The sequence below is a fragment of the Ruminococcus sp. NATIVEDY160 genome (genome assembly GCF_045819885.1).
GTDB lineage: Bacteria > Bacillota > Clostridia > Oscillospirales > Acutalibacteraceae > Ruminococcoides.
The window spans coordinates 39,979-55,756 of sequence record NZ_CP162391.1 but is presented as its reverse complement, the minus strand read 5'-3'; the positions used below and the strand labels follow the sequence as shown (position 1 = coordinate 55,756).

Annotated in this window: 13 protein-coding genes; 6 read left to right on the top strand and 7 right to left on the bottom strand. The window is 54.1% G+C overall.

Features of this window, described 5'->3' with window-relative positions; translation table 11 throughout:
- Positions 1-33 precede the first annotated feature (33 nt).
- From AB1I49_RS00260 to AB1I49_RS00245, 4 genes are all read left to right on the top strand, one after another.
- Entirely contained in the window at positions 34-1,413 is a 1,380-nt protein-coding gene (locus AB1I49_RS00260; protein ID WP_316609099.1) for a DHHW family protein, read from the top strand.
- A gap of 36 nt (positions 1,414-1,449) precedes the next feature.
- On the top strand, positions 1,450-2,142 hold the full coding sequence (locus tag AB1I49_RS00255; protein ID WP_316609098.1) for a bis(5'-nucleosyl)-tetraphosphatase: 693 nt from the start codon (positions 1,450-1,452) through the stop codon (positions 2,140-2,142).
- A gap of 146 nt (positions 2,143-2,288) precedes the next feature.
- On the top strand, positions 2,289-2,924 hold the full coding sequence (locus AB1I49_RS00250; protein WP_407721102.1) for a type I phosphoribosyltransferase: 636 nt from the start codon (positions 2,289-2,291) through the stop codon (positions 2,922-2,924).
- A 75-nt stretch (positions 2,925-2,999) separates the two neighbouring features.
- Positions 3,000-3,557, top strand: a complete 558-nt coding sequence (locus AB1I49_RS00245; protein WP_407721101.1) for a hypothetical protein — start codon at positions 3,000-3,002, stop codon at positions 3,555-3,557.
- Between the two features lie 42 nt (positions 3,558-3,599).
- Here the strand turns inward: AB1I49_RS00245 and leuD are convergent, their stop codons facing one another.
- Genes leuD through AB1I49_RS00215 form a run of 6 tightly spaced genes read right to left on the bottom strand, consistent with a single transcriptional unit; the run spans position 3,600 to position 10,013 of the window.
- The gene (gene leuD / locus AB1I49_RS00240) at positions 3,600-4,079 is read right to left on the bottom strand and encodes a 3-isopropylmalate dehydratase small subunit (protein WP_201428194.1); all 480 of its coding nucleotides are present in this window, start codon (positions 4,077-4,079) and stop codon (positions 3,600-3,602) included.
- Between the two features lie 12 nt (positions 4,080-4,091).
- Positions 4,092-5,357, bottom strand: coding sequence for a 3-isopropylmalate dehydratase large subunit (gene leuC / locus AB1I49_RS00235; RefSeq protein WP_201428195.1), 1,266 nt, complete (start codon positions 5,355-5,357; stop codon positions 4,092-4,094).
- Positions 5,358-5,384: 27 nt separating this feature from the next.
- Positions 5,385-6,863 (bottom strand): DUF4340 domain-containing protein, encoded by a 1,479-nt coding sequence (locus AB1I49_RS00230; RefSeq protein WP_407721100.1) that lies wholly within the window; start codon positions 6,861-6,863, stop codon positions 5,385-5,387.
- Positions 6,863-8,347: a DUF7088 domain-containing protein gene (locus AB1I49_RS00225; protein WP_316609096.1), complete on the bottom strand. Its 1,485-nt coding sequence runs from the start codon at positions 8,345-8,347 to the stop codon at positions 6,863-6,865. Before AB1I49_RS00225 ends, AB1I49_RS00230 begins: the two co-directional genes overlap by 1 nt.
- Before the next feature lie 12 nt (positions 8,348-8,359).
- A complete protein-coding gene (locus AB1I49_RS00220) occupies positions 8,360-9,064 on the bottom strand; it encodes an ABC transporter permease (protein ID WP_407721099.1) in 705 nt (234 codons plus the stop codon).
- A gap of 1 nt (position 9,065) precedes the next feature.
- Positions 9,066-10,013 carry an ABC transporter ATP-binding protein gene (locus tag AB1I49_RS00215; RefSeq protein WP_407721098.1) on the bottom strand — a complete coding sequence of 316 codons (948 nt, stop codon included), beginning with the start codon at positions 10,011-10,013 and terminating at the stop codon, positions 9,066-9,068.
- Between the two features lie 224 nt (positions 10,014-10,237).
- Between AB1I49_RS00215 and AB1I49_RS00210 the strand changes: the two genes are divergently transcribed.
- Both AB1I49_RS00210 and AB1I49_RS00205 read left to right on the top strand, forming a co-directional pair.
- Positions 10,238-10,594 carry a SpoVA/SpoVAEb family sporulation membrane protein gene (locus tag AB1I49_RS00210; RefSeq protein WP_316611290.1) on the top strand — a complete coding sequence of 119 codons (357 nt, stop codon included), beginning with the start codon at positions 10,238-10,240 and terminating at the stop codon, positions 10,592-10,594.
- Positions 10,595-10,689: 95 nt separating this feature from the next.
- Positions 10,690-11,904 (top strand): dockerin type I repeat-containing protein, encoded by a 1,215-nt coding sequence (locus AB1I49_RS00205; protein WP_407721097.1) that lies wholly within the window; start codon positions 10,690-10,692, stop codon positions 11,902-11,904.
- A gap of 128 nt (positions 11,905-12,032) precedes the next feature.
- Here the strand turns inward: AB1I49_RS00205 and nifJ are convergent, their stop codons facing one another.
- The gene (gene nifJ, locus AB1I49_RS00200) at positions 12,033-15,593 is read right to left on the bottom strand and encodes a pyruvate:ferredoxin (flavodoxin) oxidoreductase (protein ID WP_316609092.1); all 3,561 of its coding nucleotides are present in this window, start codon (positions 15,591-15,593) and stop codon (positions 12,033-12,035) included.
- Between the last annotated feature and the right edge of the window lie 185 nt (positions 15,594-15,778).

The window sequence follows — 15,778 nt, the reverse complement described above, 5'->3', positions numbered from 1 at the left end:
CAATAATTCAAAAATCAAACGGAGGTGTGTGAATTGGTATCCCGCGAAGACCTCGACAATTTTGACGACAGCATAGACCGACGCAGACGTCAGGCTCCGAGTCAGCCCCATCGGAACAGTGCCCGTCCACAGAGAAACGACTCATATCCCCCGAGAAACGGCTCTCAGCCGCAGCGCCGCCCGAATAACGGTGCGAGCGGACGACCCGTTTACCGAAACGCGAGCGCGCGCAGAAGGCGCGAGGCTCAGCGCAAGCGCAGACTCAGGAACCGCGCGATCATCGTCGGAACGGGCGTTGCTATCCTCGTGCTGATCATCGTGCTGTTCTCGCTCATGATACGCGGCTGTTCATCGGGCAGCGGCGACAAGGACAAGGTTTCGACCGACACGATCGCTCAGCAGGGCGGTACATCAACCGCAACTAAGGACGAGGCGGCCAACAGCAATTCCTCGCTGTCGCAGGATCTGCAGCCGACCTACTTCAAGACGCCTGTTATCAAGGACGACAACACAAACGGCGAGCTGTACTATTCGATTTACGTTTGGAACAAGACGGGCTACGAGCTGTTCGGCGGCGACGACGAGCACTCCAAGACCTACGCCAACACCATAAACACCCTTGCAGGCAAGCTGCCGGGCATCAAGGTGTACGACATGATCATTCCGAACCACACCGAGTACGGTCTGCCCGAGCGTCTCAAGTCAGGCGACATCGTTTCGACCTCTCAGGCAGATAGCATCAAGACCGCGTACGCGGCGATGGACAAGAACGTCACCCCCATTAATATCTATAACTACCTCGCCGACCACAACGAGGAGTACATCTACTTCAAGTCCGACCACCACTGGACGGGTCTGGGAGCGTACTACGCATACAAGGCGTTCGCCGACACAAACAACATGCCCGCCCTCAAGCTCGAGGACTGCACCGAAAAGACGATCGACGGCTTCACGGGCAGCTTCACAAACTCCGCTCCGAGCCTTGACTCCGACACCGTTCACTACTGGGAGTTCCCATACGGAACAGAGATGACCCTCACCTACGACGGCGGCGCGACGGAGACCTACGACAGTCCGTATTACTCGGGCGCGACAGAGGGCTCCCTGACCTACGGCGTGTTCATCTTCGGCGACAATCCGCTGACCGTTATCAAGTCGAAGTCCGAGAACGCCGAGAAGGGCAAGAAGCTCGTTATCGTAAAGGAGAGCTACGGCAACGCCCTCGCTCCGTACTTTACAAACAACTACGAGGAGGTTCACGTAGTCGATTTCCGCTACTTCTCCTCGACCGTCGGCAAGACCCTTCCCGCCTACTGCGTGGAGAACGGCATCACCGACGTGCTCTTCGCGAACGGCGTTATGAGCGCGAACACCCAGCTCCAGCTCGACAGCATGACGGGTATGTTCAATTAGATCTTTGTCTGAAAAATAATGAAAGGAGGCGGCAGTATGATTGCGGAAAATGTCAATGTCTCGCTGTTCGGAAGCATCAGCGAAGGACTTTACTCCGCGCGTATCGGCACGGGCAGCGTTTCAAACAAGAGCGCCTATGTCGTCACGCGGAAAAAGATAAAAGAATACTTTGACGGCGTTGTCGTGGCTGTCGCCGAATTTGAGGGGCTTGACGGAGAACGCCCGATCGTATCGACCTACGGCGAGGTTTTCTATGAGCCCGAGCTGCGAAAGATCCTCTCGCGGCTGAGAAACATAAAGCTCAAGTCGATACGCTGTCTGTACGAGAAATCCTGCGGCGGCATAATTTTCTACAAGACGCGGCAGAACACAAAGATTCTCCTCGTCAAGAACAATAACGGCAGGTACTGGAGCTTCCCGAAGGGTCACATCGAGGAGGGTGAGACCGAACAGGAGACCGCTATCCGCGAGATCAAGGAGGAAACGGGACTGGACGTTACTCTCGTTCAGGGCTTCCGCGAAATCAGCGAGTACAGTCCCTTCGGCAAGATACGCAAGCGCGTTGTATTCTTCCTCGCGCGAGCCTTCACCGACAACGTGAAGATTCAGGAGGAGGAGATCGACAGCTACATCTGGGTCGATCTGCAGCAGGCGCGCAAGCTCTGCTCCTACGACAACGACCTTCGCATAATCGAAAAGGCTGAGCTGACGATTCATCTTAAAGTATAAAAAATCGGAGAGGTTTGAATTCAAGCCTCTCCTTTTTTGTATCAAATTTGCGCAATATGCGAAAAAGCCCTTGCATTTTTTGTCAATATGTTGTAAGATTAATTATATCAGAAAATAGTTTTTATGAATTTTTCGGGAGGGCGCTTATGTCACGCGAATATAAAATCAGAACCAAAAACAAAAATGTCTTTCTGCGCGTCAAGAAGGGTCACTTTGCGACCATGCACTGCCACACGAACTACTACATCGACGTGACGACTCAGAAAACCCGTCTGTCCGAGGCTGAGGCTGTCGCAAAAGAGATGGTTGCCGCCTACCGCGCGTCAACTATCGTCGACACTATCATCTGTCTTGACGGCACCGAGGTAATCGGCGCTTCCATCGCGCGCGAACTGACCGCGGACAACTTCGTCAACATGAACGCCCACCAGACTATCTACGTCGTCAGCCCCGAATTCATCGGCGGCGGTCAGATGATTTTCCGCGACAACCTTATCCCGATGGTTCACAACAAGCACATCCTGATTCTCGCCGCGTCCGTCACCACGGGCAAAACCGCTCTCGCAGCGGTCGACGCAATCAAATACTACGGCGGTATCGTCGTAGGTATTTCTGCAATTTTCGCGACTGTCGAGGAGTGCGACGGTCACCCCGTCCACTCGATTTTCGACCCGAACGACCTCGGCGACTACCAGAGCTACAAGCCGCACCGCTGCCCGATCTGCCAGCGCGGCGAAAAGATAGAGGCTCTCGTCAACAGCTACGGCTATTCGGCGCTGTAAGAGTAAACAGGCTGTCGCAAACGTCGTTGTTTGGCAACTGTATTTATTGATTCTCTTTTTTATAGGAAAATTTATATGGCTATTGAGGATTTGCTTTTTGGAACCTTATTAGTAGGAGGTTCTCTCATAGGAATTGCAGCATTAAGAAAAAACCATAAAGATATAAAAGAAAGAAAACTTGAAGAGGCTCGAAGAAAAAATACACCCTGTTCTTTTCCGCCTTCTCTAACATATGACGACTTTACAAAATTAGCCAAAAAAACAGCAAAACAGTTTAAGCGACTTAAAGTATCATCCATAGATAACACAACCGTTTTTTTGCGTTATTCGTCTCAAAGTGGAATAAGTAAATATAATGCTTCTGTTGATTATAATGACTATGGCAAAATTACAGGTGAATATTGGATTAAAAACGAAAACAACGATTCACAATTACCCGAAGCGTTTGCAAAGGCAATGAAAGAAATGATTATTTGTAAAATAAATGAAGACCAATCGTATTCTTCAACCTCAAACACATTCTATGATTCTGCTCAAGAGAAAAATCCACCCAAAAAATGCTTATTATGTGGATATGAATCACCCGGAGATTCAATTTTTTGCGCAAAATGCGGTAATAAATTCTACAATTAAGTAAAGCAAACAGGGTCGGCACTCAGCCGACCCTTCAATATTTTAAAGAATTGAGTTGATAAGTCCGCCCTTTTGAATGATGTTCTGAATGAACTCGGGGAAGGGCTCTGCCTGATATGTCTTGCCTGTGGTTTCGTCGGTGATGACGCCCGTGTTGAAGTCAACCGAAACCGTGTCGCCGTCCTTGATTTCCTTCGCAGCCTCGTCGCACTCGAGAATCGGAAGTCCGATGTTGATCGAGTTGCGGTAGAAGATTCTCGCGAAGGTCGACGCGATCACGCAGGAAATGCCGCTCGCCTTGATAGCGATGGGAGCATGCTCACGCGAGGAGCCGCAGCCGAAGTTCTTCTCGGCAACCATGATGTCGCCCTCATTCACCTTGTTGACAAACTCCGCGTCTATATCCTCCATGCAGTGAGCCGCGAGCTCCTTGTGGGACGCAGTGTTGAGGTAGCGCGCCGGAATGATTACGTCGGTGTCGACGTTGTCGCCGAATTTATGTACTCTGCCTTTTGCGTTCATTGTCTTTCCTCCTTAAACCTTCTCCGGGTCGGTGATGTAGCCTGCCACCGCGCTTGCCGCTGCCACAGCAGGGCTTGCGAGATAGACCTCGCTGTCGACGTGACCCATTCTGCCGACGAAGTTGCGGTTGGTTGTCGAAATAGCTCTCTCTCCTGCCGCGAGAATACCCATGTGGCCGCCGAGACAGGGACCGCAGGTGGGTGTTGAAACGACAGCGCCTGCCTCAACGAAGATGTCGAACAGACCCTCGTGCATAGCCTGCAGCCAGATTTTCTGGGTGCCGGGAATAACGATGCAGCGCACGCCCTTGGCGAGCTTCCTGCCCTTGAAAATCTCAGCGGCCGCTCTGAGGTCGGAGATCCTGCCGTTTGTGCAGGAGCCGATCACGCACTGGTCGATCTTTACCTCACCCTCGCCGATTTCGTCGACGGTCTTTGTGTTCTCTGGAAGATGCGGAAAAGCGACGGTCGGGCGGATTTCGCCGAGGTCGATCGTGTATTCCTCGTCGTAAACAGCGTCCTCGTCGGCAGTGTACTCGACGGGAGTGCCCTGATATCTGCCGCTGCAGTACTCGCGGGTTACGTCGTCTACGGGGAAGATACCGTTCTTCGCGCCTGCTTCGATCGCCATATTGGCAATGCAGAGTCTGTCGTCCATGTTCAGCTCCGCAACGCCTTCGCCCGTGAACTCCATCGACTTGTAGAGAGCGCCGTCAACACCGATCATGCCGATGATGTGGAGAATAACGTCCTTGCCGCTGACATAGCCCTTGGGCTTGCCGACGAGATTGAACTTGATCGCGGACGGAACCTTGAACCATGCCTTGCCGCTGATCATGCCTGCCGCCATGTCGGTTGAGCCTACGCCCGTTGAGAACGCGCCGAGCGCGCCGTAGGTGCAGGTGTGAGAGTCCGCGCCGATGCACAGGCAGCCCGGGCCCACAAGACCGATTTCGGGCAGAAGCGCGTGCTCAATGCCCATCATGCCGACGTCCATGAAGTTTTTGATGTCGTACTTGTTCGCGAAGGTGCGGGTCTGCTTAACGAGCGTCGCCGCCTTGATGTCCTTGTTAGGCGTAAAGTGGTCCATGATCATCGCGATCTTTGTGTTGTCGAAAACCGCGGTCGCGCCGTTCTGCTCGAAAACGTTGATCGCGACAGGCGAGGTAACGTCGTTGCCGAGAACCATGTCGAGCTTGGCGTTGATCAGCTGACCAGCCTTGACTTCTTCGAGCCCCGCGTGAGCCGCGAGGATTTTCTGGGACATTGTCATACCCATATTGTATCACTCCAATTTTTTAATATGTTAATTAAATTTTTCAAGACCCTCGAGGGCTCTTGTGATGTCGGACTTTCTCGCGTGACCCATCACCTTTCCGTTGACAACGGCGGTGTAGAGTGTGTCGGTGTCGGGATAGAACGCGACGTCGTCTGAGTCGCCGTCCTCGTAGGTGTACTTAATTGTAAGGGTCGCTTCACCGCTTGTGCTGCCCTCGTTGGGGTCGGCAAGCTCGATCATGCCCACGTCCGAGCAGAAGCCCGAGAAGTTCTCGATCTGTATCTCCTCGCCGCCGAGGAATACGGTCGTTACATAAGAGGTGCTCTCGTTGCCCTCGTCGTCGGTGGTGTGTGACTCGCGTGTGCTGAGCCTGAACGCCTTGCCGTTGACCTCGAAGCCCGTCAGCGCTGTCATCTTGGGATAGAGCACGTACTCGCTGCAGAGCTTCTCGTATGTCGTCTCGACCCACGGAACCTTCTCCGCCTTGATCGTGTAGACGATGCTTCTGCCGCTGAGCATGATGTTGACGTTTCCGTCGGAGTCGGGCTTTGAAGCCGAGAGGCTGACGCTTGTGTCTGGATAATCCGCATTGAGCGTCGCGTAGGGCTGTGAGAGTCCCGCATCGCTGAGCTGAGAGTCGGACGGATTGACATACTTCACCGTGTCCGCGTACAGGCCGCGGATACCGCCCTCTATCTTGCTCGACTCGCTCTCGCTCGCGAATCTCGTCATCGGCTCGGTGAGGTAATAGGTAGATGAAAACTTCACGCCCGTGTATCTCTCGAGGATGAACGACGCGCCGTTTGAGGTCACGTTGATAGTCTGTGCGCCTGAGTTGTCGGTGCTGTCGGCGGTGTCGTTGATCGTCAGGCTTATCATATCATTCACGCCGAGCAGGAAGTTATTCGCGGTGTCGGTATCGATGACGTATATCTCCTTGCCGTCGCCGAACTTGATGTAGGTGCCCTTCGACTGCGGAGCGTCCGCGCCGACGGTGATGACCTCCTTTGTATCGTCCGTGAAGGCGATTTCCGCGACGGAACGCGGCTTGTCAAAGCCGAATTCGCTGCCGCCGTTGTCCTCGCCCGCTATTCTTGTGAACGAGAGAGTAGCCGCCGCGTTCGCGATCTGATCGGGCACGCCCGAACGGATCTTAAAATCCTCGAATCCTACGAGAGTGTACTCTGTCGCTTCACCCTCGGGGGTGTTGGCGGTGATGTCGAGTGTGCCGTTTTCATTCTCGACGTGGATGGTCTTTATGTCGGCAGGCACATACTCCATCAGGGTACCGTAGCCGTTTTTGCTGCCGCCCGTCTTGCCGATCACCGCCTGGTGAACGCCGTTTGCGTCGGTGCTCAGGGAGATGTCCGCGGCTTCGTCGGGAGTAGCGGCGCTGCTGTCGGAATCGCCGCCCTTCGGCAGGAGAAGCAGCAGAACCATCACTCCCGTGAGGACTACCGCCGCGGCGATTATCGCTATCAGTGTTATCTTTTTGCTCTTACTCATTACATATGCCTCCTGCGCAGCCATACTATGATGCCGGTGATTAGGATTGCAATGGGAATCACGCCGATGAAGATTATGCTCATAGCGCCCGTTGTGTTGACGTCGGTCACGCCGAGCTCTGTATTGTCGAGCTTCTTGCCCGTGATCGTAACGCTCTCGTCAGACTTGTCGGAAACCGTGTTGAGCACGCTCATGAAGAAGTCCGCGTTGTTGAGGCTGTTCATCGTCATGAAGTCGGACGAGAACATTCTGTCGGAGCCGTAGATGATAAGCCTTGACTCCGCGTCGGAATTGCTCTTGACGCTCTCGGCGGCAACGGCTATCTTCTTGCCTGTGATGCCGTCCTCGGGCTTGAAGCTGTCGTCCGCGTCAGTCGGGAAGATGCCCGCGCGGTCGGACGCGTTGAGAAGCGCGTGAGAGGTGTTCTCGTCGGTGATCTCGATTCCGCGCGTCTGGTAAACCATGACGGGAATGTCCTTGTTCTTGAGGCCGTCGGTGTAGTATTCGTTGTAGTCCGTGATGAATACGAACATATCGGAGCTGCTCAGGAGGTGATCCTCGCTCGTTTCGTATACGAAGCCGTCGGTGAGCTTCATGCCCCACTCCTCGATCAGCGCCTCGGCGTTTGGCGTGTCGGTGTTCTCGGGAGCCGGAATGTAGATCAGGTTCCTGCCGTACTTGCCGTCGTTGTCGAGCCACTTCTCAAGCTTCTCGACAGCCTTGGCGTCGAGGTCGACCTTCGGCGCGTAGATTATAGCGAACTGAGCGTCCTCGTCGAGGTCGTCCGTAAGGAGAGATACCTCGCGAACGTCATAGGCGTTATTCGAAATCAGTGACTTGAGCGCGGTGTAGTCGCTCTCCTGGTTGCCCGTGATGAAGTCGACGACGACCTGGTTCTCTGTCGTGACCTTCATCGCCGCGGTGACTGTCGCCTGCTCGATCGTCGTACCGTTGACCTGGTAGTAGCCCGCCGAGAGGTACTGCTCGTCGTAGGTGAAGCAGTCGTCTGTCTTGACGCCCTGATATCTGTCGCCGCACTCCATGACAGCCATCGTGTCCTTGGAGCTCCAGTCGATGTTCTTGTATTTGTTGGTGAAGGACGGATTTGAGGTGGTGTCGATGTAGGACACGGTGAATTTGCCGTTTGAAGCCGCCTCCATCTTCTCGAGCAGGTTCTTCGCCTGAACGAAGTACTCGCCGTTGCCCACAAAGTCGTTCTCGGGGCTGAGAATGTACATATTAACGTCCTTGTCGAGGTGGGACATGAAGTCCTCCGCGTCGTCTGAGAGCGCGTACGCGCTGTTGGAGGTCAGATCCATCTTGAGGTTCGGGAACCGCTCGACGAGCAGTCCCACAACTATGTTGAGTACCACGACAAGCGCGACCGCCGCGATCACAAGTACGACGGCAAGGCTTCCGTGGCGCGCCTTTCTCGATTTGAGAAACGCCTTGATGCCCTTGGAGGAATTGTTTTTCTTTTCCATATTAATACCTCCTTAGCTCCAGCGTCTTTTCTCGAGCGCGCGGACGGTGAAGAATAGGAACAGCGCCGTCACGCTCAGGAAGAATATCACGTCGGTAATGCTGAGAATACCGTATGTGAAGTTTTCGTAGTACTTCATGAAGCTGATTTTCTCGAGCACAGCGGAGATCCACTGAATGCTGATGTTGTTCACGAAATAGCTCATCATGCTGATGAGAAGTCCCGCGCCCATGCCGAGAACCGCCGCGACTACCTGGCTCTCCGTCAGAACCGAGATGAACACGTTTATCGCTATCATCGAGGCTCCGAGCAGAAGAGTTCCCAGCAGAGTGCAGAGGATAACCGACCACTGCGGCTGCGCGAAGAACGAGATTACCACCGCGTAGATAAGATAGATCACGTTGCACATCGCGAACATCAGGAACGCCGCGAGGAACTTGCCGAGCACGATCTCAGTCAGAGAGCACGGTGAGGTCAGCAGCGCCTGGTCGGACTTCTGCTTCTTTTCCTCGGCAAAGGACTTCATCGTGATTATCGGAATGAGGAACATTATGATGAAGAACATGTTTGAGAATACATATGTGAGGCTGGTGCTGTTCTGGGCGAATACGTAGAAATTGAAGAACAATCCCGAAAAGAAGAAAAACACCGCCAGCACGACATATGCCGTCGCGGAGCTGAAATACGCGCACATTTCGCGCTTTAATATCGCGCCCATATTATCGACCTGCCTTTCCCGCGCCCTGAGTCAGCTTGAGGAACATATCCTCAAGGCTCTCGTTGCCCGACTTCATCTCGAGAATCGGGGCGTTGATGCGCGCCATCGCGCTGAATACTTCTCTGCGGATATCGAAGTCGTTGCCGTACTCTACGCTGTAGACCGCGCTCTTTTCGCCAAGCTCGCGAACCTTCATGTACTTCTTGACCCCGGGGATCTTCTTGATCTCGCCGAGAACATCGGACGGTGAACCCTCAACGGTCAGCGAGAGCTTCTGGGTATCGGCGAGAGCCTTCGAGAGCTCGTCTGCCTTTGAGTCAGCCACGAGCCTGCCCTCGGAAATTACGATTATCCTGTCGCAGGTCGCCGAGATCTCGGACAAAACGTGCGAGGAGAAGATCACCGTGTGCTTCTTGCCCAGGCTGCGGATAAGCTTGCGGATCTCGATTATCTGCTTGGGGTCGAGGCCGACGGTCGGCTCGTCGAGAATCAGCACCGGCGGATTTCCGAGCAGCGCCTGACCGAAGCCCACGCGCTGGCGGTAGCCCTTTGACAGGTTCTTGATAAGTCTGTCAGCCATGTCGGTGATGCGTACAAGCCGCATGATCTCCCCGATGTGCTCCTTCTTGGGCAGCTTGACCTTCTTGAGGTCGAACATGAACTCGAGATACTTGCGCACCGTCATCTCGGGATAGAGCGGCGGGATCTCGGGCAGATAGCCGATTTTTCGCTTGGTTTCGCGCGGGTTCTCGAGAATCTCGGTTCCGTCAACCGTGACGGTTCCAGAGGTAGACGATATGTAGCCCGTGATAATATTCATGGTCGTGGATTTGCCCGCGCCGTTCGGCCCGAGAAAACCCAGAACCTCGCCCGTATCGACAGTAAAGCTGATGTCGTCAAGAGCCTTGATGTCGCCGTATCGCTTGGTAAGGTTTTTCACCTCAATCATGTACTTCACTCCTTGCTTATTCTATAAAACACCGATAATAATATTACCACAAAAATCGCCGTTTGGGTAGAGATTTATCAAAATTTTCAACGGAATTTCACATTCACGAATTTTTACGGCAAACGCGGAAACAATGATTAATGACGTTTTATCAAATCGGAGCGTCAGCGACCCTTAATTTTCCATTTTACATTTTCAATTTTCAATTAAAAAGGAGTTTTTCCATGCAATACATTTACGCATTTCTTGTCGGCGGAGCGATTTGCCTTATCGGTCAGCTCCTGATCGACAAAACAAAACTCACCCCCGCCAAAATCCTGACGGGCTTTGTTATCGCGGGCGTTGCGCTGAGCGCGCTCGGACTGTATCAGCCTCTCGCGGACTTCGCGGGCGAAGGCGCGGCTGTGCCGCTGAGCGGGTTCGGCAACCTGATGGCGGAGGGTATGAAGGACGCTCTGCGCGAGGACGGCGCTCTCGGAATCCTCACGGGCGCACTCAAAAGCGCCGCCGCGGGTATCGGTGCGGCGATCATTTTCAGCCTGTTAGGCGGTTTGTTGGGAAAGGCTAAGGGCAAGGACTGAGGTTTGTATATTTTTGCTGTGGTTAAAATGCAATTTCTATGCTATAATGGAGAAAAACGCGGAATACGTGTTATTTAGAAAGGAAGATTGCATTTATGAAAACCACGGCAAAGCAGCTGCTCGCGGTGCTTCTGGCGCTCGTTATGACCGTTTCGTTCATGACTGTCATGGCGGTCAGCACCTCGGCGGCAACAACCCCTGTTCCCGTCGGCACAAACGGCGACATCCAAGGCGGCACCAACCACTGTGAGGAATTCAGCACGACCTATCCGGATGACCCGATGCCTCCCGTCTTTGAAGTGATCCCCAAGCTCGTCATCTCCCAGCCCGAGCTCGACTATCCCGCCATGCCCGAATACGCCATGACGCAGACCGGCAGCTCGGATGATCTCTATTTTTATGAGACTCTGACGCTCAAAGCGTCTCCTTATCCCTATGAGTGCAACGTCGCGCTGTATTCCGCCATCTTCCCCGCCGATCCTCCCGAATACTGCGAAGAGGATAACATCGCGTTCTATGTGAGGAAGGACACCGAGGTCACCTTCCGCTACCACGCCTTCACCGACACGCTCACGGTTGAGCGGAACGTTGATCTCGAAATGACTGACAGCGAGTACACGCTGCCATATGAAGAAACTCCCACCACCATGGAGCCCACCTCCGAACCGATCGGTGAGACGCTGGAGCTCTACTGCATTCTCAAGATCTACCGTCCCGACGGCGCGGTAATGGAAAGCGGCATGTATCAGGCTGTCATGGGCTTCTCCCCCACGTTCACCGCAGACATCAGCGATCTGCCTGTTTTTGACACACCCTATAAGGCAACACTCAATGTTTATTCCTGCATCTGGCCGGATGAACTCGTTTTCAGCAGCGACGAATGGTTCTATGTGCGCAGCGAAGGCACCGTCAGCTTTAGGGCATACGCCCCCGGCGGAAGTCTTACTATCAGCGGAGACGGCGTTGAGCTCACCACCGACCCCGATGTGACCTACCCGACGACCCTTCCCGACGTAACGACCCTTCCGCAGGAATGGACGACCTCACCCGCCACCACCGCACCCGCGTTTCACGGCGACATTTGCTTCGGCGACGTGGACATGAACGGCAAGCTGACGATCGCGGACGCGACCCTGATCCAGCGCGCGGCGATCGATCTCGTGAAGTTCAGTCAAAACCAACTGTATCTCGCCGACGTGAACGGCGACAGCCGCATCTCGATCCTCGACGTCACCTGCATCCAGAAATACCTCGCGGAGTTCCGCGACGGCACCGCATTAGCAGGCGAATTCGCGATGACGTTGATATAGACAGATATTCCCGGAAAAATAACAGCCGGCAGGGTTTTCTCCTGACGGCTTATTTTTATGCAGACAAAAGCGGAGCTGCCGCACGAATGTGCGGCAGCCCTTTATTATTTGTATTGATTTGTGTTAAATCAGGTCGCGTCCTCGAAGCTTGCGATTCTGGAGAGATGCGCGTACTTCTGCTCAGCGTACTTCTCAGCCTCGTTGAAGAGCTTCTCTGCTCTTTCGGGGAACTTGCGGGTGAGAGCGTTGTAACGAACCTCGCCCATGATGAAGTCGCGGTAGGAAGCTGTGGGAGCCTTGCTGTCGAGCTGGAAGGGATTCTTGTCCTCAGCAGCAAGTCTGGGATCGTAACGGAAGAGGTTCCAGTAGCCTGCGTCAACAGCCTTCTTCTCCTCGAGCTGAGCGATGCCCATGCCGCCCTTGATACCGTGGTTGATACAGGGAGCGTATGCGATGATCAGTGAAGGACCGTCATAGCTCTCAGCCTCTACCATAGCCTTGAGTACCTGGTTGTTGTCAGCGCCCATAGCTACCTGAGCGGTGTAAACGTAGCCGTAGCTCATTGCGATAGCAGCGAGGTCCTTCTTCTTTACAGCCTTACCGGCAGCTGCGAACTGTGCAACGGAGCCGATAGGAGTAGCCTTGGAGGACTGGCCGCCTGTGTTGGAGTAAACCTCTGTGTCGAATACGAGAATGTTTACGTTCTCACCGGAAGCGATTACGTGGTCGAGACCGCCGAAGCCGATATCATAAGCCCAGCCGTCGCCGCCGAAGATCCACATGGACTTCTTGGCAAGCTCGTCCTTGTCAACGAGGGTCTTCTTTGCAAGCTCGCCGACCTTAGCGTCGTCAACAGCCTTCTCGAGCTCTGCGATAAGAGCGTCGGTAGCGGGACGTGAAGAGGTGGAATCTGTGATAGTGTCGAGATAACCCTCGCAAGCTGCCTTGAGGTCGGCGTTGTCGGTGGTATCCTTGATCTCGGTTACATAACCAACGAGTCTGTTGCGGATAGCCTTCTGACCGAGAGCCATACCGAGACCGAACTCGGCGTTGTCCTCGAAGAGGGAGTTCATCCACGCGGGGCCGTAGCCCTTCTTGTTGGTGGTGTAAGGAGTAGCGGGTGCGGAAGCGCCCCAGATGGAGGAGCAGCCTGTAGCGTTGGCGATGAACATTCTGTCGCCGAAGAGCTGTGTAACGAGCTTAGCGTAAGGAGTCTCGCCGCAGCCTGCGCACGCGCCGGAGAACTCGAGCAGGGGCTGCTTGAACTGGCTGCCCTTGACGGTTGTGAACTTGAACTTCTCTGCAACCTCGGGCTTCTCGTCTACGGTCAGACCGTAATCGAAGAGAGCCTGCTTGGGTCTCTGAGAATCGATGGGCTTCATAACGAGAGCCTTCTCGCCCTTCTTGCCCGGGCATACCTGAGCGCAAGCGCCGCAGCCTGTGCAGTCGAGGGTGGAAACGGTCATAACGAACTTGAGTTCCTTAAGGCCGATCATCGGGATAGCCTCTGTTCCCTCGGGAGCAGCCGCAACCTCGGCGTCTGTCATGGGAACGGGACGGATAACAGCGTGCGGACATACGATCGCGCAGCGGTTACACTGGATACAATTAGCGCTCTGCCACTCGGGAACGTCTACCGCAATGCCTCTCTTCTCGAAAGCAGCGGAGCCGTTGGGGCAGGTACCGTCGATGTGGTCAACGAACGCGGATACGGGGAGCTTGTTGCCCTTGTAAGCGTTAACGGGCTTGAGGATGCCGTTTACGTACTCAACGAGAGCGCCCTGTCCGTCAGCCTTGTCAGCTACGGCGTCATCTGCGGCGTTAGCCCAGTCAGCGGGGATCTCGACCTTCTTGAGGTCTTCCATACCGCGGTCGATAGCGGCATAGTTCATGTCTACGATAGCCTGACCCTTCTTGAGGTAGGACTTCTTCGCGGCAGCCTTCATGAATTCCTTAGCTTCCTCAGCGGGAATGATGTCGGCAATCTTGAAGAACGCGGACTGAAGTACGGTGTTTACACGGCCGCCCAGACCGATTTCCTTACCGATCTGAATAGCGTCGATGGTGTAGAAGTTGATCTTTCTCTCGGCAAGGATTCTCTTCATCTTGCCGGGGAGACGCTTGGTGAGCTCTTCAACGTCCCAAGCGCAGTTGAGCAGGAACGAACCGCCTTCCTTGAGGTCGTCAACGATGTCGTACTTGTCAACGTATGAGGGGTTGTGGCAGGCTACGAAGTCAGCCTTGGAGATGTAGTATGTGGACTTGATCGGTGTGCTGCCGAAACGCAGGTGGGATACGGTAAGACCGCCGGACTTCTTGGAGTCGTAAGCGAAGTAGCCCTGAGCGTACATGTCGGTGTGGTCGCCGATGATCTTGATGGAGTTCTTGTTGGCACCGACGGTACCGTCCGCGCCGAGACCCCAGAACTTACAGCTGTGGGTGCCTGCGGGAGTGGTGTCGGGATTCTCAACTACGGGGAGTGAGAGGTTGGTGACGTCGTCTACGATGCCGATGGTGAAGCGCTTCTTGGGAGCCTCGGACTCAGCGTTTCTGTAAACAGCGATAACGTCGCCGGGTGTGGTATCCTTGGAACCGAGACCGTAACGGCCTGCGTATACTTTTACGCCTGCGAACTCGGAATCATTGAGAGCTGCGAGAACGTCGAGGTAGAGAGGCTCGCCGATGGAGCCGGGTTCCTTTGTTCTGTCGAGAACGGAGATTGTCTTGACGGTCTTGGGAAGCTCGTCGGTCATGTACTTGCCGACGAAGGGACGGTAAAGTCTTACCTTGAGCAGACCAACCTTCTCGCCTGCAGCGTTGAGGTAGTCAACAACTTCCTCTGCGCAGTCGCAGACAGAACCCATAGCTACGATTACGTGCTCAGCGTCAGCTGCGCCGTAGTAGTTGAAGGGCTTGTAGTTGGTGCCGATCTTCTCGTTGACCTTGTTCATGTACTCGATAACAACCTCGGGTACAGCGTCATAGTACTGGTTGCAGGCCTCGCGTGCCTGGAAGAAGATATCGTCGTTCTGAGCGGTACCGCGGGTTACGGGGTGCTCAGGGTTGAGTGAACGTCTGCGGAATTCCTCTACAGCGTCCCAGTCGAGCATATCTGCGAGGTCAGCGTAGTCCCACTCCTCGATCTTCTGGATCTCGTGAGAGGTGCGGAAGCCGTCGAAGAAGTGCAGGAAGGGAACTCTGCCCTTGATAGCGGTGAGGTGAGCAACGGCGCCGAGATCCATACACTCCTGAGGATTGTTGGAACAGAGCATTGCGTAACCTGTCTGACGGCAGGCATATACGTCTGAATGGTCGCCGAAGATCGAGAGAGCGTGGCTGGTGAGAGCACGTGCCGATACGTGGATAACGCCGGGAAGCAGCTCGCCCGCCATCTTGTACATATTAGGAATCATCAGGAGCAAGCCCTGAGAAGCGGTGTAGGTGGTGGTGAGCGCACCTGCCGCGAGAGAGCCGTGAACCGCGCCTGCAGCGCCGCCCTCGGACTGCATCTCAGTTACCTGAACTTCTCTTCCGAAAAGGTTCTTAAGGCCGTTAGCCGAGTACTGGTCGGTAAGGTCAGCCATTACGGAAGAAGGTGTGATGGGATAGATAGCCGCAACGTCGGTAAACGCGTAAGACACGTGAGCAACCGCGCTGTTGCCATCCATGGTTTTCATTTTTCTTGCCATGGGATTTCGTCCTCCTTTTTAATCAAACGGCTTTAGGTGAATTGATAGAAAGCCGCAACGTGTAGATAAACACACGTTTCATTACCCTATATTTTATCACTTTTGCCAACCATTGTAAAGTATTATTTTTAAAACGCGTACTAAAAGTTTGTTGATTCTGCACATTTCCTTTTACGCGAAAAAAG

Coding starts and splice junctions, on each gene's coding strand:
- AB1I49_RS00225 (WP_316609096.1), bottom strand. CDS start 8,347: ATGGAAAAGAAAAACAATTCCTCCAAGGGCATCAAGGCGTTTCTCAAA.
- AB1I49_RS00215 (WP_407721098.1), bottom strand. CDS start 10,013: ATGATTGAGGTGAAAAACCTTACCAAGCGATACGGCGACATCAAGGCT.
- nifJ (WP_316609092.1), bottom strand. CDS start 15,593: ATGGCAAGAAAAATGAAAACCATGGATGGCAACAGCGCGGTTGCTCAC.
- AB1I49_RS00255 (WP_316609098.1), top strand. CDS start 1,450: ATGATTGCGGAAAATGTCAATGTCTCGCTGTTCGGAAGCATCAGCGAA.
- leuC (WP_201428195.1), bottom strand. CDS start 5,357: ATGGGTATGACAATGTCCCAGAAAATCCTCGCGGCTCACGCGGGGCTC.
- AB1I49_RS00205 (WP_407721097.1), top strand. CDS start 10,690: ATGAAAACCACGGCAAAGCAGCTGCTCGCGGTGCTTCTGGCGCTCGTT.
- leuD (WP_201428194.1), bottom strand. CDS start 4,079: ATGAACGCAAAAGGCAGAGTACATAAATTCGGCGACAACGTCGACACC.
- AB1I49_RS00210 (WP_316611290.1), top strand. CDS start 10,238: ATGCAATACATTTACGCATTTCTTGTCGGCGGAGCGATTTGCCTTATC.
- AB1I49_RS00245 (WP_407721101.1), top strand. CDS start 3,000: ATGGCTATTGAGGATTTGCTTTTTGGAACCTTATTAGTAGGAGGTTCT.
- AB1I49_RS00230 (WP_407721100.1), bottom strand. CDS start 6,863: ATGAGTAAGAGCAAAAAGATAACACTGATAGCGATAATCGCCGCGGCG.
- AB1I49_RS00220 (WP_407721099.1), bottom strand. CDS start 9,064: ATGGGCGCGATATTAAAGCGCGAAATGTGCGCGTATTTCAGCTCCGCG.
- AB1I49_RS00250 (WP_407721102.1), top strand. CDS start 2,289: ATGTCACGCGAATATAAAATCAGAACCAAAAACAAAAATGTCTTTCTG.